This is a genomic window from Lysinibacillus sp. FSL P4-0201, assembly GCF_038593425.1.
Lineage (GTDB): Bacteria > Bacillota > Bacilli > Bacillales_A > Planococcaceae > Lysinibacillus > Lysinibacillus capsici.
Window position 1 is genome coordinate 226252 of record NZ_CP151995.1, and the last position, 18941, is coordinate 245192.

The following is an 18941-nucleotide window of genomic DNA, read 5'->3' on the forward strand; positions in this document are numbered from 1 at the left end:
AGAAATTGATGGGAGGATCCATTTTTATGCTGTTGGACTGTGATGAGCAATTATTCATGGCTTATAAACAAAGAAGTAAAAAGGGTGCTGAAAATATACTAGCAACTTGGCTGGAGGCAGAGTCAAATCTACAAGAGGATCCAAAAATACTCGGTACTTCGCTTTCACCCAATCTATTTTTAGTAAACGAAGAAACGGCTAAGAATATTGCCTTTTCCACAGCACGTAAATATTGGGGTCATGTATCAACAGAAATGCAAATATATTTTGACAAATATGGTTTAGATTCGAAATTTGTGAATGAGCGTCTCAGTGCTTTTTTCTATACACAAAAAGGTAAAGATACTTTTTTTGAGCAGCTTTTTGCACAACATACAATAGACTTAGAACGATTAATTTGGTTAGTCTTTGGGAAACGAATGCAAATAGCTATGCCAGTTAATGAGCTACAATCAATTATTTTATATAAATTTCAAGATGAATATTTAGTGCATATGATGTATAAAGAGCATGCATCTTTTTGGCATTGGCTTTTCACAAAAAAAGTTTATTCACTGCTTATCCACAAACCTTTAGAGCAATTCACATTTCTTTATGAAATAATGGGACATTTCGAGCATTCTGTGAGAGAAAATTGTGAACATGTGGATAACTTTGTGAATAACTATAAAGCGATACTGGATAAGTGTATAACTCATGTGGATAAGCATAATGCTAGCTGTTTGGCAAAGAAACAGTTACGTCTTTATCAAATTGTTACTCATTATTGCTTATCAGAAGGTGATTTTAATAGTGTCAAAGCGTTTATTACCTCATTTGAAGCGGAATGGCGCTACTCAATGTATGCATTATCAGAGAAGGAAAAAGTGTTAATTGCCTATATTTTATTTCATATAGCAAATAGAGAACAGCAGAGTGAAAAGGTTATACATTATGGTGAATATTTATTAGAGGATGAACGAATAAATAATTATGCCATTGAAATATTACTAGAGTATAAAGAGCTATTACCAAATCGTAAACCAACACCACCTGCCATTATTAAAAATTATCAGTTAAATTATTTAGAAAATTTATATGCCATTTTACTAGAGCACTATGTAAAAATGGCACGTTATGAGGATGGCTTACTTCTATTAAAAGAGCATGTTTTAGCATCGAATAAAAAAATTAATTCTTCATTAGTACAAAAAAACTTTAGTAGTGAACAGCTTATTGCAATTGAAGCATATGTTCAACAGGATATAGCACTTCATGTGAATAACTCTCTACAACATATTGGTTTGTCTGTGGAGGAGTGGCGACGCAATTATCGTCAACCAAATGCACCATACTATGTTGTAGCACAAAGTGCCTCCCTGCATATGTTAAATATTTTAAGAGTTTTGTTTGTAACAGAGCAGTACGAGCTTTTTGAAAAGTTAATGGAGATTTACAAAAAATATCTACTAATAGATGATCATTTTGAAAACCTACGTATGTTTATTAGTGCGTATGTATAAAAAAGGTGTCTAATACATCACAGTATTAGACACCTTTTTTACTCTAAAACACCTTTTTCCTTCAAAGCCTTGATTTGTTCAGCATTAAAGCCCAGAGATAGTAAAACTTCCTCATTATGCTCGCCTAATTTAGCACCAACATGCTTGTATTCAGGCTGCGTACCATCAAATTTAAACGGAGAGGCAATTTGTTTTTGCATAGTGCCATCGCTTTTGGGTATAGTCACAATCATTTCTCGTGCCTTTAGCTGTGGATGTTCACATGCTTCAGGAAATGTTAGAACTGGCTCTACACAACCTTCAAAATCCTCGTTAAACACTTCAAGCCATTCTTCATATGTCTTGGACAAGAAGGCATCGTGAACAGCCTCTTTAAAACGAATTTGCGTATAGTAGGAGTCATTGAAGGTATTATCGATCAATTCGGGAATATCGAGTGCTTCACAGAGCAATTTGCGAAATTGAGGCTCTAAACTACCGACAGAGAAAAAGCGCCCATCCTTTGTTTTGTAAAAATCATAGTAACTGCCTCCATTTAAAATTTCTTGCTCTGGCTGTGGTACACGTCCACCTCCAATAAATGCTGCACCATACATAGCATTAAGTGAAAAGACAGCATCTGTCATACTAATATCGATGAACTGTCCTTCTCCTGTTTTTTCACGATGAAGGGCAGCAGCCAGCACACCTATTGCTGCATGCATTGTCCCTCCAGCTATGTCGGCTAGTTGAACGCCCATGGAAACAGGCTTTTTATCCTTATGGCGGGAATAGTCGAGTAAGCCAGCTAAGGATAGATAGTTATTATCATGTCCTGGTCGATTACTATAAGGCCCTGTTTGTCCGTAGCCAGTAATCGCACAATAAATAACCTTAGGATTTATTTCTTTAAGCGCTTCATAGCCGATGCCAAGTCGCTGCATTACACCAGGTCGAAATCCTTCGATAATAACGTCATACTCCTGTACAAGTGATTTAACAATGTCGATAGCTTCTGGTGATTTTAAATTTAGCGTTATAGATTTTTTTGATCGATTTAAATGTTGATGGATATATGCCTCATGATCATCGTCATAGGGAGGCATAATTCGCGTTAAATCAACCCGCTTTGAAGATTCAACATGGATGACATCTGCTCCTAAATCAGCAAATATCATTGTCGCCATTGGTCCTGGTAGTAATGCAGAAAAATCGAGAATTTTTAACCCCTTTAAAATGCCCAAATCTTCCAACCCCTTTTTGTGTAGGCTACACAACCATCTGGATGATGATGGCGAGTAGCGCTTTTCTCATAATCCCCATTGTGTGAAAAGCGTATTCTATATACTGTATTATTACAGTATATTATATTTTAATGAGTATTATAACAGATTAAATCTTAACTTGCCTATGCTAATTTTTATTATAAAATAAACGCTTCAACTTTTATATGTCAGAATAACAATAAAAGTAAAAAAATTTAGAATTTAGATTTTCTATCAAATTTCAGATAATTAGCGTCAGCTGTTGCAATCTTTAATCTAAATAACTAAAATGTTGGAATTTTGTTTGCCAGATTCTATATGATACATCCACGTTTATTGATACAATCCTAGAGGTGTGTTGGATTCTTCTTACACAATTAATACATGTTACTTTTACCTATAGGAGTCTTTGCTTATAATAGGCACTAATTGTTTAAGAATCTCTCAAAATATACATATAAAAAATCATAAATAGGAGGGGAAAAATGAAATCGCACCGATTAAAATTAAAGCATCTTATAATGGGCGTAGCAATGGCAGCATTCTTTTTAACAAGCATAGGTAGTGTTTGGGGCGGCTATAGGATGAACATTGATTCCATTAAGGAAAATACGCTAGAAACGAATAGAGTTTATGCTCAAAAATTGGCCTCAACTGCTGATTCCTATCTCCACGAAGCTTTCCAAATATTAGGATATAGCGCGGATCAGGTTAGGACGAAAATGGATGATGAACAAGTATTGAATCAGGAAACAGAGCGTTTGAGATTGCAAAATCAAATGTTCAATTCGGTGGTTATAACAAATGCAAAGGGACTTGTTTTATCTGTCTCTCCGCCATCTATAGAAATTAAAGGAGAGATTTTAACATCAATTGGCGCTAAAGAGGCATTAGCCAAAAAGACACCAATTATTTCTAAGCCATATGAGGCGATGACAGGGCGGCTCATCATTTTTATATCGCATCCTATTTTCTCGGAGTCCAATGAATATCTAGGAATGATTGCTGGCACTATTTATTTAAAGGAACCTAATGCCTTTAAAACCTTGTTGGGAGAACATTATAGTAAGGATGGTTCTTACGTATATGTAGTTGATTCAGAAGGACGAGTTATCTATCATCAAGATCCAAGTCGTATTAATGACATTGTAACGAAAAATAAAGTCGTTCAAGCTGTTACATCTGGCAAGGATGGTGCCCAACTGGTTGAGAATACAAAAGGAGTGAAAATGCTAGCTGGCTATAGTGCAGTGGCATCGACAGGGTGGGGAGTTGTTGCGCAGAAACCTTTAGAAGTAGCATTAGCCCCTTCATTTGATCGTGTACAGGAGGTCATTATAAAATCTGTGCCTCTTATGTTTGTTTCCATTATCATTGTACTTTGGGCTGCAGCACGTATTGCGAATCCCTTACAACAATTAGCATCATTAACAGAAGAAAGTTTAGATAAGAAAAATGTAGAAGGTTTAAAATCTGTTAGTGGATGGTACTTTGAAGCCTATTCTTTGAAGAATGCATTGGTTCGAAGTTTATCGTTTCTACATGGACAGGTCTCCTTTTTCAAAGATCAATCTACTGTTGATCCACTGACGGGGATTACGAACCGACGTACAATGGATTCAATGCTTGCTGAATGGTTAGCAAGTAAGGTACCACATGCCATTATTTTGTTAGATTTAGACCACTTTAAAAGTGTGAATGATACATATGGACATGCAGTAGGTGATAAAGTTTTACAATTTTTGGCTAGACAAATGGAATCAGTAGCTCGTGAAGGCGATGTATGTTGCCGTTACGGTGGCGAGGAATTTGTCATACTTCTGCCGAACACGACGATAGAGGAAGCCACACTAGTCGCAGAACAATTACGAAAAACTTTGGCCGATACGGTCAGTCCATGTGGGAGACCAATAACATTATCTGCAGGAATAGCTGCCTATCCAGCAATGGCACATACAACTGAAGCGCTAATTGAAGCGGCTGATGACGCACTTTACCTTGCGAAACAAGAAGGGCGAAATCAGGTAAAAGTTGGAGTCTCAAAAAAGGAATAAAAAAATATAACAAAAGAGCTTACAACCCTAATTTTTGGGGTAATGATTAATGCAAACATCATTTGGGCAAGCTGTATATAAGTCATCAGCCACATGACTTTTAAATTATGTTCAAATGATATGTAACTCGGGCCACATCTCTTGATCGACTTGACAAGACGTAAGGTTATCCCCCTTTCCCTTATGACACCCCAAGTACGACTAGATGTATGCCTATATATCGTCAAAAGCCAAGCGAGCACCGATGCTCCTTGGCTTTTTAGCATTTTGTGGAATATTCTAACAGAGTAAAAAGCTGTGGTTTTAATAGTGATTAGTACAAAGAGCCTTTAAGGAAAACTTAGCTTTCCTTTTGATGACAACAAATTTGTTGCTCCTTGGCAATTCCCTTTAAACGTGCATAATCATTTCCCCATGTACACATCGTATTTAAAACGGGGATAAATGACTCTCCTAAATCTGTTAAGCTATATTCTACTTTTGGTGGTACTTCTTTAAATATTTCTCTCCGAACAAGTCCGTCTCTTTCTAACTGCTTCAATTGATCGGTTAGAACTTTTTGCGTAATTCCGGGTATTAATTCATAAAACTCTTTCGTCCTTACTGATTGTTGACTCAAGAAAAATAGTATTAAACCTTTCCATTTGCCACCTGCAATATCCATAAAAATATTGATTCCTGTATTATAGTTAACCATGTGCTTCCTCTCCTAAATAGGCACAAAAAAGTGGCTATACCACTTTTTTGTGCGTTATTTTCTTATTTATTATTGCTTACTATAATTAGAGGCGCAATACAATAAAAACTTAGGAGTTGTTCATAATGAATGTAAAAGATATTTTAGAAAAAAGACGTTCAGTTAGACATTATGATTCAAATTATAAAATTAGTTCAGAAACATTGACTGCCTTAGTTGAAAGTGCAAGTAAGTCGCCTAACGGGAATAATATTCAAGCAACGCGATACTTAATAATCGAGGATGCGAACTTAAGAAATTTATTACTACCTATAGCTTTTAATCAGCAGCAAATAGTAGAAGCTTCAACGTTAATCGTCATGTTGGGCGACTATCAGGCATTTAACAAAGGTAATATTATTAAAATTCATGAGGAGGGGTACCAGGCAGGTTATTTTGATGAATCATTAAGAGACTATCTTGCGAATGCTGCAATAAATTATTATGAAAGTAAGACAAAAGAAGATCTAAAGTTAGAGTTAACTAGAGATGTAAGTCTTGCCTCAATGTCCTTAGTTTTGTTAGAGAATGAAGCTGGTTTTGACACAATTACGATGTCAGGCTACGATTCTAAGAAATTGAAAGAGATCTTAAATATTTCTGATAGGTATCTAGATGTTATGCTGATTGCTATTGGTAAAGGTATAAAAGCAGGTCATAAGACTGTTAGGCATAATGTAAACAAGGTAATTTATAAAAATGAAATAATTTAGTGTTTTTAAACTAACCGAACTTTTAAAAGTCCAAAATTAATATCTAATAAAGAGAAGCCAATTATAAATCTATTTTTAATGACTTCTTTTTTATGTATTGCAAACTATGAATTTTTAAATATTCAGTGATGGAAAGCTTATGGACTCGCATAGTAAAGAAATCGTATTTTAGTCTCTAACTCTAGAAGAAATTTACCCTACTATTTTAGATTTATCTATGAAGGTTCACTAGTCTTTGGTCGATATAAAGGATATGAGCAAATGATAGTTGTACATATCAAAATACATAAACGAAAGGAAGAGTGGAATGGATAAATCTAAAATCCAAAAAGTAAATAAAGCCTTGATTGCAACAGTATTTGCTTCAAGTGGGATTGCTGCAGTAGTATCGCCACCAAAAGCAGCAGCGGCTACTTCTCCCTTTACGGATATTAACCAATACTCGGATAATTATAATGAAATATTAAAACTATATTCTCAGGGCGTAATGAGTGGTTTTGCGGATAATACTTTCCGTCCTGATGTCAGTGTAACTCGTGGAGAGGCAGCGAAAATGCTGGCAACTGCGTTAAAATTGGATACAAAAAATATCCAAGATCCTTACTATAAGGATGTTCCAAAGGGCAATCAATATTATAAATACGTAGCAGCATTGCAAAATGCAGGTATTATGTCGGGCTATTCAAATGGCATGTTTATGCCGAATGAAGTGTTGACTAGAGGGGAACTAGCCAAAATGGTTGTAGTTGGATTCCATCTAGAGGTATCCCCTACGTACAATAATATTTTCAAAGATGTGAATAGCAAAACAAACAATGCCATCTATATTCAAACTTTAATCGATTTGAATATTACAAAGGGCACAACTCCTGTTACATTTTCTCCATTTGATCCTGTTACTCGCGGACAGTTTGCTTCGTTTGTAGTGGGTTCACAAGAGAAGAAAAATAATGAAACATCTTACAAAATCACAAATGTGGATGATGACGCAGTTTATATAAATGGCCAGTCATATACAATTCCAGAGAGTCTTGCTCATATTTTTAACGAATATAATGCTCCGGTGTTAAAAGGTGCATTCATTGAGGGAGATTTATCGAGTAAGGGAATTCGCTCCATTTCAAAATTGACCCTTAATGCAAGTGGGACAAGCACACGTTCTCTAGATTTTGATGGAAATTATGGTTCTTTTGGTGCAACGATTGTAGTAAATGGTAATTATATAGAATTCTCGAATATGACGCTGACAGGGACAATGTTTGTCAACGAAACCGTTCGCCCACCATTGCATTTAGGGGCTACTTACAATCAACCATTAGCTCTTGGTCGTGTGGCAAGTAACAATATTTCATTTATTAATTGGTCAAACCCAGATAACAATAAAGGCGATGATTCGTCAAATAACAATTCGAACGATCTTCAAAATTGGACAAAACCAAATACTGAAAATGACAAGCCATTTGTTAACTGGTCTAAAGAAAAAGAGGAAATGAAAAATGTTGAGAAGTATTTAGAATTCTATAACAGCAGTGTATCTCGGCTAGTAGTTTCTCAAACTGGTACAAAAATTGAAACAAATACAAAACTACCACGTGTAGACATCATTGGGAATGTCCGAGAGTTTGAAATTCAAGGCAATATTGGCACGTTAAATTTAAATACTGAAACAAAGCTTACAATTTATGGTTCAGGAAATATCGATTGGATCAATTACAATAGCTACACAGATCTAGAGCTGTATATTGATGGACGAATTGGCACATTATTTGTTGATAATTCATATGGCAAAATTGATATTGGAGATTATACGTATATTGATAAGGTCATCTTACCTAAGGATGGATCACCAAATAATATCTTCGACGATTTCCTCGATGATAAAGATAATATAGGCATTATTACTGATCCAGATGGCAAACCAATTGATAAAGAGGAAAATGAGAATCAAAATCCTGATGATAAAACAAAACCAATCATTAGTATTACGAATGTAAAAGTCCTAAATGGCAGCGAAATTCAAGCAGATTTCACTTCTGATGAAGTCGGTACGTACTATTATATTGTGCGTGAAAAGGGCGCAGAGGCACCAAATAAAAGTGAAATGGTTAACCGTCTCTCAAATAAGAACGTAGCCCATGGAACTGCGGCAGCCATCAAAGGAACAAACTCAATTAAGGTTTCTAATTTAGGTGAGAAAAAAGAATATGTTATCTACATCATGGTTGTGGATGGCTCGAAAAATGCATCGGACATAGTTTCTCAAGAGTTCCAAATGAAAGATGCCTCACCACCAGTAGTGAAATCCCTCCAAGTTACGCCATTACATGGAGGAACACGTGCTGAATTTACTTTTACAGCCAGTGAACCAGGAGACTATTACTATTATATACGTAAGAAAACAACAGCAACTGATCCAACAACGGCTGACATCGTTGCTAACTCTACAGGAAAAGGCCAAGCAAAAGCTGATGAACTTGGCATAAAAGGCATTCTAACGGGATTAGATGCAGAAACAGAATATCAGCTTTACGTTGTGATGAAAGATAATTCAGGTAACTTTTCGATAGACCCTCCTGCGGTAAAAGATTTTAAAACTGGTGCGCTTGATAGTGTTCATCCATATGTAGAACAAGGAAAGTTAGTAAGGAAAAGCAATAATCAGTTTGAACTTACTGTTAGTGAAGCATTAGATCCAGAAAGTGCGAACGATATTAACAATTATTTATTAACGGGTACAGTTATTGTTAACGTAACTGGAGAAAAAGGAATCAAACCATCAGCTGTAGAGTATAAAGCAGGAGATAAAAAAGTTTTATTAACAATACCATCTGATACGGGGTTTGTTAATGGTGATACGTTGCGTGTAACAGTATTACCAGGTGTTAAAGATTTAGCGGATAATGCGTTTGAAAATACTGGCACAGTGAAGCCAGGTGACCCGGTTCGTAACTATGCTGAGTATAAACATGAAGACACTGTGGAACCAAAGATAACAATAAAAGATCCAGTGAATAAAGCGGATGAATCTGATGGTTTCCGTAGAGCTGAAATCGAATTTGAGCCTAATAAAGCGGGAACGTATTACTATATGATACTACCTAATACAGTAATAGATAATGGCGAAACGAAGACCTTCCAACAATATTTAACAGATCATAAAATTACTGAACGAGATTTCATTAATGAATTTGCAGGTGACACTGGTAAATCTGGTTATTTCCAAATTGGTGGAAAAGATATATATATTCAACGTGGCTCAGGGACAGCAGATTTAGAAACAGCTACGCAAAAATTCCCTGTATCTGTGGAACAAAATAAACTCGATCCGTTTAATAGCTATTCTATTTACATGGTACTAAGAGATCGTGGAGGAGAACTTTCTAAAATCGCAGGTCCTAAGACAGTATTCGAAGATACTAAGGCACCTTTAATTCGTAATTTAGAGATTAAGCCAAAAGAGAATGATGATACAAAAGCAACTATTAGCTTTGAGACAAATGAAACAGCAAAAGTTCATTACTGGTTTGTGGAAAAAAGAATTAAAGATAAGGATGGTATATTAATTGATAATCCTGATGCTAATTTAACCGCTCCAGCAGATGAAAAATATTTAGAAACAAAACTCAAAAGTAGTCCATCTGTTGAAAAGATTGGAAAAGGTCTGTCAGGGACGGTTGATGCCAGAGGCGTTACTTTAAAGCCACATACTGAATATGTGGTTTATGTTGGAGCAGAGGACACTCCTGGTAATTTTACAATCTATAAGGCGAATGATTCATATAATGACCATGATAGAACATCAGGTGGTTTGATGAAGCAGAATTTCTATTCGGATGGTACACCTCCTAAGATTGGGATGGTATCGCCTGTGGGCAAGGATCCAAATTCGAAACCGAATGATCCAAAACTAAAGCCAACCTATTATCCTGGTCTAATTTACCGTAACAGTGATGATACGTTTACTATCACATCAAGTGAAACTATCATGCGTGAAGTCGATGGTAAATCAACGATCGTAAGTACAGGGGATACAGTTAGTGTTGAGCTAGATAAGATTCTAACGATTACTGATAGTAGTGGTAAAGATGTAACTGATAAATATGAGCCTGTAAAATATACAGTAGGTTCAGATTCTACCCAAAATAGCCAACTTATTATTAAAGCAATAGATCCAATTGATGCAAACCAAACTATTACAGTGACAATGAAAGATGAAACTAAAGACTTTGTTATCTCTGACTATAAGGATAAGGCACATAAATTTATTAATATTGGTGAATACAAGTACAGAAAATTAGAATCAGCATTCCTTCATATACGACTACAACCAAATGCTAAACAAGTGGAGGCTATGTTCGATTTAAAATCTTCTGTTGGTCAAGAGTATGAACCTGGTGAAGTTTTAAAGTACTATTATTTATCAGAATCAAAATTAAATGACGAAACTGATATTAATAAACGCACACCAGCCGATGTAATTAATATCGTTACTAAGAGCACTGATACTAGTTTGGCTAAAGGTATCGGAATTGTTGAAACTGATGGAGGGCGTACTAAAGCAATATTGGAACATTCAGTTGGATTTGTTGATGGGGACTGGCTGACGATAGTATTAGAAGATAAGTATGGTAACTTGAAAAAGATATATGCTAAAGTTGGTTATGTATCACCATAAAAACCAACCATCATAAATGAAAAGCCTCGTAAAAGTTAGTTATAAACCTAACCTTTACGGGGCTTTTTTTTTTTTAAGCAATATAGACCAATGAGTTCTAGCGGTCCAATTTTATTTAGATGGAAATAAACCATCAAGGAAGGCATCTGAGTAGCAAGAGTCTATAGGTGAATGGGCTAGCCGTAACAAAAGCGAGTATAGAGATTTTATTAAAGTCCTATACAATATATTCTACTGACTAAAAAATAACTGTACTCAATACCTGAACGAAGACAAGCATCCAAATTCTTAGACTTTTTAAGAATGGAAGGCTATAGGAAACCCTCTTGATAATTTTCCCCTTTAGACTTTTACGTATCCAAAAACCGAGGAAGGCGGCCAAGCATACAATGCAGGACGCTCACGTGGTCCTCCTCATTAAACTTCACATAATTAGTATGAATGTTTTGGTCGCTTAAACGCTTCAGTCGTTCAGCCGCTAGATCAGCTCCCTCTAACATATCTGGCAACTCGTTAGCACCTATTGTGAGTAAGAGATTAATAGCATGCTGACCGTTCCAATCATCAAAACATCTGTCTATTACTTTTAGTACGGCATTGTCAGCCCACCAAACAGAGGGACTGCCAGCTACAATGTGACTGAATAAGTGAGGTTTTGCACATAAAGCATATAGTGTGAAAAGACCGCCTAAGGAATGGCCAACAATCGCTTGCTTCTTTTTATTGATAGGCCATTCCTTTGCTATAGCAGGCATGAGCTCATGTTCAATAAAATCTAAGAACTCATTAGCTTTGCCGTTTGGAGGCCAAGGCGTTCCATCTGGACGTGGTGGCAGATGTTCTTTGTTAACAGGTAGTGTAAAATCGAGACAGCGTCGCTCCATATCAAAAGGTTCCTTTGAGGGATAACCGATGCCAATAACAAGAATAGGATCATAGCCTTTTGGTTTACGTGTTTGTAATTTCACTGCCTCTGCAAGTGTCGGAAAAAGGGCGTCCCCATCTAAGGCGTAGATGACCGTATAACCATCTGCTGGTGGTTCATCTGTTGGGCTTGCAATTAAAATGCGATAATCTAGCTGTTGACGAGATGTCATGGCAACTTCAAAGTAGTTTTCTGATGTATAAGGTTTCTTTGTCATTGTTATCATGGCGCTAAAAACTCCAATACATCTTCTATCACTTTTCCTTGAGCATGAATACCGCCATTTAGCCAGTAATCCGCGGATGTCTCAAATACTAGATTGTTTTTGAAGGCTACTGTACTTTGCCAAATTTTACTGTTCTTCAACTCATTTAAAAATTCATCCCCAAGATTACCATCATTGATTAGGAAAATATAATCGGCATCCAGTTCAGGTAGAATCTCCAATGATACTTCGAAGGCACCATTTTTCACGTAGCTGCTTTGTTCAAATCCTAATTCATGTGTTAAGACATACCCACTAAAATACTCATCTGTCATGAAAAACATACCTTTTGCATTAAAGCGAATTAAAGCAATTTTTTTACCCTCTGTTATAGAGGATAGCTTTGTTTTTGCTACATCTACTTTTTCTTGATAATCCTGTATGGCTTGCTCAGCCTTGTCTGTTTCATCAAGTAGTTGCCCTAAAACTTTAATAGAGCCTTCTAAATCACTTGCAGCATTATTAAAAACATAGGTTGGTGCGATTTTTGCATATTTTTCATAGGTGCCATTTTCCATATAAAATGAATTGTGCAAAATAATTAAGTCTGGTTTATCTGCCATAATGGCTTCGGCTGATGGGGGACCGCTTGCAAAGCTAATTTCTGGTATACCCTGTAGCTGATCTTGTAAATAAAGCTGTGGCTTAACACCATTAGACCATTGCATAGTAGGCTTGATACCAAGAGCTAGTAATGAATCCTCCATGACAGGTGCAAAAATTTTAGTAGGCTTAGCTGGTAGTGTTACCTCATTACCAACCTCATCTTTTAGTGTTAACGGATAAATACTTTGCTCCTTTGTACTTTCTGAGGATGCCTGCGTTTCTACCTGTTCCACTTTATTGCTTGATTGGGTATTGCAGGCGGAAAGTATGCCGATAGTTAGCAAAAACATCGCTGATAAATAGGCAGATTTTATAATTGTATGACATTGAATAGGACAATTTTGTTTCATTGTTCATCAAAGTCTCCTTCCAGTGATAATAATTCTCAAATGGAATTATAAATCACTGTCTGATACGTTACCATGGACGGGGACAGGAAAAGGATTTGGATTTTTTCCGGTTAGCATAAGTAACATTTCATCTAGCATTCGGTTTATAGCAATAGCTGAGTATTCGAACCAAGGATTCGAAGGTAAAACATAGACATGTCCATTTTTTACAGCACGGAGCTCTTTCCAACGATCAAGGTATTGTAGAGTAAGCCAATAATTTCGGGTTGGTGAATCGGGACAAATGATAAATAGCAAACGGTCAGGATCTATATTTACTAGCTGATCAAGTGTAATATGCTCATTATATGTTTGTTGGTGAGTATCGACAGAGCGAAGCTGTAAATCTGTATACAGTACATCCTGAATCCCTTTATTACAATACATAAATAATTGATCACCGCATAAACGAAGAACAGCAAACGTATCATTTTCAGCAACTTGATTAATTTCTAATCTCGCCTGTAATACCTTTTGTTCATATGTTTGAATGAAGTGCTCACCTACGCTTTGCTTTTTAACAGCTACAGCTATTTCTCTCAGCTGTGTTCGCCAATCCTTCGCTTGTATAAAGACACTTTTGATGCCAATAGTTTGAAGCCAATTAAGCATGGAGAGGGAGGGTTCCTCTTGAAAAATATGAATATCTGGCTTAGCGGAGGCTAATTTTTTGAAGTTATCCTCTGATTCTGTATCAAATATATTAACATGCACGGGAATTTTCTCTTGATAATGATTGTAATAATAAGGACTCCATTTAGCATTCAGCGGAGCCGCAACTGGTATGATACCAAGCGCTAATAAATTTCCAGTAGCGGAGACGGAAAAAGTAGAAATACGCTGGCGAGCCATCTCACTAAAAGCAGAAGGTGAAATACCAACTTCCTTTTTAAATTTTCGGCTAAAATAAAATTCGTCACTGTAACCTACTTTTCTAGCAATCTCACGAAGTAATAAATCGGTATCACGCAGTAATTGCTTGGCATGTCCGATACGTAGCGCCGTTAAATAATCTGTGGCACTTTGACCGAATGCCTTTTTAAATGCCTCTCCAAAGTAACTGGAACTCAGACCCGAAATGAGTGCTAGATGCTTAATCGTGAGAGGTTGATGATGGTTTTTAGCAATATAATCTCGAATATCCTTTAATGATATTTGAGTTGTTGTATCTGTTATACTTCCCTTTTTCATATAAATGTCACCCCTTATTATAAGTATGAGAATTACTTGGCAGTAACCAATAGTTTTGGTAATGCACCGAGTAACTTCTCTCTTGTAAAGGCATCTCCGTAATTCCACTTTGTTGCATTCACTAAATAAGCATGGTTAGTTTGTACAGCAGGGAGTCCTTTCCACATATCGCTATTAATCAATTCCATCGTAGCCATTTGCGATTCGGGTTTATCAGAAACCAACATAAAGATCCGGTCACCAGCATACTGAGGTAAGTGATCTATTGGTATTTCTCTATACCCTTCGCCTGCTTGAAGTAGCTTTTTGACTTGTGGGTGAGGCTGAAAACCATCTGGATGAAAAAGGGCAGGGGATAGACCTGTACAGCCCATAATAAAAAGGCGTTTGCCATGATCAAAAGTCAAAACAGATGCTGTTTCGCCAGGCTCTATCACTGTTTGTAGCTGCTGCCACATAGTATTTTCTTGGATTTTAAAATATTCTAGCCAATCTTCTGCACGCTGTTGTTGGCTAAGCCACTGCCCTAATAAAAGAACGCGTTCCTCCAATGAATCCCAGGAATTTAGGGTAACTGTTGGTGCAATAGAAGATAGTGCTTGATATTGCTGCTCGTCATTATTTGTAAAGATAATTAAATCAGGGTTCAGCTTCGAAGATTTTTCAAGATTGATTGGAAAGGCAACATCTTGAATATAAGGAACATGGTTTTTATAGAAGGATTTACTAATAGAGTTTTTGTCACCACCTATTGGCTGCACATCAAAAATCAACATATCCCCAAACGTTTCTCCATGATAAATAACACGATGCGGTGAACGAGGAATGGCTACCTCGTGTCCTGTCCAATCTTTTACAACAGTTTTTTGTTTATATTGTCGTGCAAACTGTTTTGGAGGTATTCCAATTACCTGTCGGAAGCGGCGATTAAAATAATATTCATCATCAAATCCCACTTGCTGCGCAATATCTTTTAATGGCTCATTTGTTTGTAGTAATAATTCCTTGGCATTTGTAAGACGTAAATCTGTAATATAATCAAGCGGTTTCTTCCCAGTTAAGGTTTGGAAGATCGTACTATATTGCCATTGAGCTATACGAGCGAGTTCCGCTAGCTTTTTCACTGTTAAAGGCTGTTGAAAATAGTTATGTATATAGTCGATAGTTTCTTCAACCGCCTTTGTCATTGTCAACTGGTAGTTCATATGAAGCTGATGTTCAAATAATAAATTTAAGAGTTCATACAAGACTCCTTGTTGTTTAAGAAAATCCAATTTAGGATTTAAATTATACAGATCTTCGCTAAGACGAATTAATCGTGTATAAGGATAAATTGTATATTCCACTTCATCAGAAAAAATAGATCCTAGATGTGGGGAAGGGTGCTTATGTTTTAGCTGAAAGGCTGAAAAGGCAATTTTATAGAAACGGTAACCATGATTTATATCCGATAAATCAATCATAGAATGGGGCTGAACAAGAAAAATTTTTCCTTTCGTCACCAAATAGGGTATATCATCAATCGTTAATGTCCCACAGCCATTTGTAAAAAGTATCATCGTATGATGAGAAGTCGAGATAAACGGATAGCTCTGCGAAATACAGTCAATATCTTCTAAATGAAATAGTAAATCATTGTTAATAGAAGCTGATTTATTGTCTTCCATCTGTTCACTTCCTTAGTAAATGAAAATGATTATCAATTAACTGTATTGTATAAAAAGTAAAGAGACATTTCAACAAAGATGAAATGTCTCTTGTTAGTTATTTTTTTAACATAGTAGGTAATTGTGATAACAGCCATTCTCTTGTTGAGGCATCGCTATCACTTTTTTCAATATCAAATGTGTAGACATGACCGTTCTTCACTGCCGGTAGGTTCTTCCAAATTGGACTTTCCATCATTTCTTTTGTCGATTGTTTTGCTTCATCATCGACTGGTGTGAGGATGAAAATTCGATCACCAGCATATTCAGGAAGAAGTTCTGTGGAGATTTCAGCAAAGCCTGTTCCATCATCAAGAATTTTTTGTATGTTGTCGCCAGGCTTAAGCACATTTGAATCATATAAAACTTGAGAAAGTCCAGCACGTGCCATGACAAATAATCGATCTCCTGGATAATATGTTAAAACCGATGCCGTTTCATCTGGTTTAATGATGTCATCAGCTACAAGCGACTCCCACATTTTATCCGCTTTTTCTGTATAAGCATCCATCCATTGAGTTGCTTCTTCTTTTTTATTAAGTATATCGCCCAGCTCTGTTAAACGTTGGTTTAAGGGTGCAAAAGTATCAAACACGATAGTAGGGGCGATTTTAGAAAGCTGTGAATATGTTTTTTCATCTGAAGTACCAATAATGATAAGATCAGGCTTTAATGACAATGTTTTTTCCACATTAATAGGAAAACCAACGTCCTCCACATCTTTTACGCGATCTTCCCAAGCGTAATTTGTAATCCAAGAGAAGCCAGCACCAACTGTTTTGATATTCAATGCAAGTAAATCACCGTATCCTTCTCCATGATAAACCACTCTCTCAGGATCTACAGGAATTTCAACCTCATGACCTAAATAATCCTTATAAACACGAGTGGTTGATGCTGATGTTGTTGTCTCTTCCTTCTTCGTTTCTTCATTGGTAGAACCACAAGCAGCTAGTATGATACTAACCAGTAATAATAGGCTATAAATGAGCATATGTCGCTTTAATTTTTTCATGTCTCTTCCTCCGTAAATGATAATCATTATCGATATAGGCTAGCATAAATTAGTCAATGGCCTAGAACAATGGATAAAATGAAAAAGGGCCATTAAGGTTTATCCAAAAATCTAACTGTAACCTTAAAATAAAATCCGTTTTACCGTATAAGTATCCTTCCATTGGTGGAGAATGGACCTTTCATTGGACTAAGATTCGTGTGTAATGAAAGGGGGTAAAAAATGAAAAATTGTTGGATGTTTGTCATAACAGGAATGCTATTAATTGTTACAACTACGGGATTTGGTCACATGGCATATGGAGTTATATTGCCGTTTATGCAGGAGGGAATGAATTTCACGACCACTCAATCTGGTTACTTAGTTAGGGTTAATAGGACTGGTGTTTGTTGCAAATTTCTGGTGGGCTGCCATCACACTATTCCTTGCAGGTGCTGGGAGTGCACTTGTCTATACGCCACTACTATCGATAGCCATTAACCTGTTTCCTAAGAAACGAGGTACTGTCATGGGACTGTTAATGAGTGGAGCCGGGATAGGAATGCTTTTATCAGGTTTGATGGTACCTTTCTTGCTTCATCAACTTCTGAGTTAGGTTGGAGAGGAGCATGGCTAATTTTCGCGGTTTTGACACTAATCGTCGTATTGTTAGTGTTTTGTACAATTAAGCAACCAAGTTCTATACAGAAAAACAACGTTTGGAGAAGGCATGTTATTTGTTACAAATTGGAACAATGAATATTATGGAAGTAGCGAATGCTGTTGGGTATTCTAATCCGAGTCATTTTGCAGAGGTTTTTAAGGAGAAATATGGGCTGAATCCGCGAGACTTTGTCAGATACAGATCACAATAAAACCCTTCAGCTTTTGGACAAAGCTGAAGGGACTTTTTTTACTTCACTATGCTATCCAATACATTTTGAATAATTTGGCGATTGGCAATAGCACCTGAATATAACCAGCTCGAACTTGAATCGAATTCATAAACATGACCATCTTTAATGGCAGGTATATTAGCTAGCAGAGGATCGCTTAGCAATTCAGAGCTACCTGCACTATCACTGTTAATAACAAAAAGATAGTCAGCATCTATTTGAACGAATTTTTCTAAAGAAACTTGCGACCAATCACCAGCAGCAGAAGCTGACATCTCTTTCACAAGGCTTGGAGTTTGTAACCCAAGATCCTCATAAAGAACAACACCGCTAGAAGCTGTGTCACTTACCATATAGATTGAATTATTGATATTCCAGATCACAGTGGCTAAAGGCTTCCCGACTTTGTTGTGAATTTCTTCTTTTGCTTCTTTAGCGAATTGATCATAATCTGCTAGAACTTCCTTTGCCTTATCTGTTTGACCAAAAATTTCGCCCATTTTTAATAGTTTATTGCGCCAATTATTATCCTCCGTTCCCATCACATACGTAGGTGCAATTTTGCTATATTGCTTATATTTTTCACCTTCAGCAATTTCAGGAGAACCGATTACAATTAAATCTGGATTAAAGCTTGTCACAGCTTCATAGGGAAGATCGAATTCAATTGTTGGAATATCCTTTAATGAATCCTGGAGATAGTCTTGGATAGAAGTCCCACCCTTTACGGACCATTGTGCAACGGGCTTTAAACCTAATGCTACAAGGTGATCTTCTAGATAAGGAGCTATGATGCGTTGGGGATTTTTAGGAATGGTCACTTCATGTGCTATTGAATCTGTTAATACTCGATTGGAGTTTTCTTCCTTTGCCTTCTCTATTGTGGAAGAAGATTGAGTTCCGCATGCAGTCAAAAGGATGGAAATAATTAAAATGCCAGTTAAAAAGGCATTCTTTTTTATAAATTTTTTCAAAGCTATAAGCCTCCTATTTCAATTGATTTCTATCATTCTATTTCATTATAATGAAAATGATAATCAATATC

At 36.4% G+C, this 18941-nt stretch carries 13 protein-coding genes and 1 pseudogene; 6 read left to right on the plus strand and 8 right to left on the minus strand.

Annotation, left to right across the window (positions count from 1 at the left end):
* Positions 1–26: 26 nt before the first annotated feature.
* Positions 27–1502: a hypothetical protein gene (locus tag MKY76_RS01100; RefSeq protein ID WP_313870922.1), complete on the plus strand. Its 1476-nt coding sequence runs from the start codon at positions 27–29 to the stop codon at positions 1500–1502.
* A 38-nt stretch (positions 1503–1540) separates the two neighbouring features.
* Here MKY76_RS01100 and MKY76_RS01105 read toward each other — a convergent pair whose 3' ends face one another.
* A complete protein-coding gene (locus tag MKY76_RS01105; protein WP_048390754.1) occupies positions 1541–2725 on the minus strand; it encodes a CaiB/BaiF CoA-transferase family protein in 1185 nt (394 codons plus the stop codon).
* A 506-nt stretch (positions 2726–3231) separates the two neighbouring features.
* Between MKY76_RS01105 and MKY76_RS01110 the strand changes: the two genes are divergently transcribed.
* Positions 3232–4800: a sensor domain-containing diguanylate cyclase gene (locus MKY76_RS01110; protein ID WP_257962155.1), complete on the plus strand. Its 1569-nt coding sequence runs from the start codon at positions 3232–3234 to the stop codon at positions 4798–4800.
* A gap of 340 nt (positions 4801–5140) precedes the next feature.
* On the opposite strand, the gene MKY76_RS01115 is transcribed toward MKY76_RS01110, so the two are convergent.
* Positions 5141–5497 carry a helix-turn-helix domain-containing protein gene (locus MKY76_RS01115; RefSeq protein WP_048390751.1) on the minus strand — a complete coding sequence of 119 codons (357 nt, stop codon included), beginning with the start codon at positions 5495–5497 and terminating at the stop codon, positions 5141–5143.
* 125 nt (positions 5498–5622) lie between these two features.
* Here MKY76_RS01115 and MKY76_RS01120 point away from each other — a divergent pair, with 125 nt between their 5' ends.
* On the plus strand, positions 5623–6249 hold the full coding sequence (locus MKY76_RS01120; RefSeq protein ID WP_342557268.1) for a nitroreductase family protein: 627 nt from the start codon (positions 5623–5625) through the stop codon (positions 6247–6249).
* Between the two features lie 307 nt (positions 6250–6556).
* Positions 6557–10924 carry an S-layer homology domain-containing protein gene (locus tag MKY76_RS01125; RefSeq protein ID WP_342557269.1) on the plus strand — a complete coding sequence of 1456 codons (4368 nt, stop codon included), beginning with the start codon at positions 6557–6559 and terminating at the stop codon, positions 10922–10924.
* Between the two features lie 350 nt (positions 10925–11274).
* Here MKY76_RS01125 and MKY76_RS01130 read toward each other — a convergent pair whose 3' ends face one another.
* From MKY76_RS01130 to MKY76_RS01150, 5 genes are all read right to left on the minus strand, one after another.
* Entirely contained in the window at positions 11275–12075 is an 801-nt protein-coding gene (locus MKY76_RS01130; protein WP_319839821.1) for an alpha/beta hydrolase-fold protein, read from the minus strand.
* On the minus strand, positions 12072–13070 hold the full coding sequence (locus MKY76_RS01135) for an ABC transporter substrate-binding protein (protein ID WP_342557270.1): 999 nt from the start codon (positions 13068–13070) through the stop codon (positions 12072–12074). The genes MKY76_RS01130 and MKY76_RS01135 overlap by 4 nt, the downstream gene beginning before the upstream one ends.
* 45 nt (positions 13071–13115) lie before the next feature.
* A complete protein-coding gene (locus MKY76_RS01140; protein ID WP_342557271.1) occupies positions 13116–14300 on the minus strand; it encodes a helix-turn-helix domain-containing protein in 1185 nt (394 codons plus the stop codon).
* A gap of 32 nt (positions 14301–14332) precedes the next feature.
* Positions 14333–15967 (minus strand): helix-turn-helix domain-containing protein, encoded by a 1635-nt coding sequence (locus MKY76_RS01145; protein WP_342557272.1) that lies wholly within the window; start codon positions 15965–15967, stop codon positions 14333–14335.
* Between the two features lie 97 nt (positions 15968–16064).
* On the minus strand, positions 16065–17021 hold the full coding sequence (locus tag MKY76_RS01150; protein WP_181574624.1) for an ABC transporter substrate-binding protein: 957 nt from the start codon (positions 17019–17021) through the stop codon (positions 16065–16067).
* A gap of 382 nt (positions 17022–17403) precedes the next feature.
* Here MKY76_RS01150 and MKY76_RS01155 point away from each other — a divergent pair, with 382 nt between their 5' ends.
* Positions 17404–17616, plus strand: coding sequence for an MFS transporter (locus MKY76_RS01155; protein WP_342557273.1), 213 nt, complete (start codon positions 17404–17406; stop codon positions 17614–17616).
* Between the two features lie 97 nt (positions 17617–17713).
* Positions 17714–17875 (plus strand): annotated as a pseudogene (locus MKY76_RS01160) (helix-turn-helix domain-containing protein); the annotation flags it as partial.
* Positions 17876–17913: 38 nt separating this feature from the next.
* Here the strand turns inward: MKY76_RS01160 and MKY76_RS01165 are convergent.
* Positions 17914–18870 (minus strand): ABC transporter substrate-binding protein, encoded by a 957-nt coding sequence (locus tag MKY76_RS01165; RefSeq protein ID WP_342557274.1) that lies wholly within the window; start codon positions 18868–18870, stop codon positions 17914–17916.
* Positions 18871–18941: the final 71 nt, after the last annotated feature.

Excerpts from the sequence above, each read along its gene's own strand:
- MKY76_RS01100 (WP_313870922.1), top strand. The coding sequence starts at position 27 with ATGCTGTTGGACTGTGATGAGCAATTATTCATGGCTTATAAACAAAGA.
- MKY76_RS01110 (WP_257962155.1), top strand. The coding sequence starts at position 3,232 with ATGAAATCGCACCGATTAAAATTAAAGCATCTTATAATGGGCGTAGCA.
- MKY76_RS01115 (WP_048390751.1), bottom strand. The coding sequence starts at position 5,497 with ATGGTTAACTATAATACAGGAATCAATATTTTTATGGATATTGCAGGT.
- MKY76_RS01120 (WP_342557268.1), top strand. The coding sequence starts at position 5,623 with ATGAATGTAAAAGATATTTTAGAAAAAAGACGTTCAGTTAGACATTAT.
- MKY76_RS01125 (WP_342557269.1), top strand. The coding sequence starts at position 6,557 with ATGGATAAATCTAAAATCCAAAAAGTAAATAAAGCCTTGATTGCAACA.
- MKY76_RS01130 (WP_319839821.1), bottom strand. The coding sequence starts at position 12,075 with ATGATAACAATGACAAAGAAACCTTATACATCAGAAAACTACTTTGAA.
- MKY76_RS01135 (WP_342557270.1), bottom strand. The coding sequence starts at position 13,070 with ATGAAACAAAATTGTCCTATTCAATGTCATACAATTATAAAATCTGCC.
- MKY76_RS01140 (WP_342557271.1), bottom strand. The coding sequence starts at position 14,300 with ATGAAAAAGGGAAGTATAACAGATACAACAACTCAAATATCATTAAAG.
- MKY76_RS01145 (WP_342557272.1), bottom strand. The coding sequence starts at position 15,967 with ATGGAAGACAATAAATCAGCTTCTATTAACAATGATTTACTATTTCAT.
- MKY76_RS01150 (WP_181574624.1), bottom strand. The coding sequence starts at position 17,021 with ATGAAAAAATTAAAGCGACATATGCTCATTTATAGCCTATTATTACTG.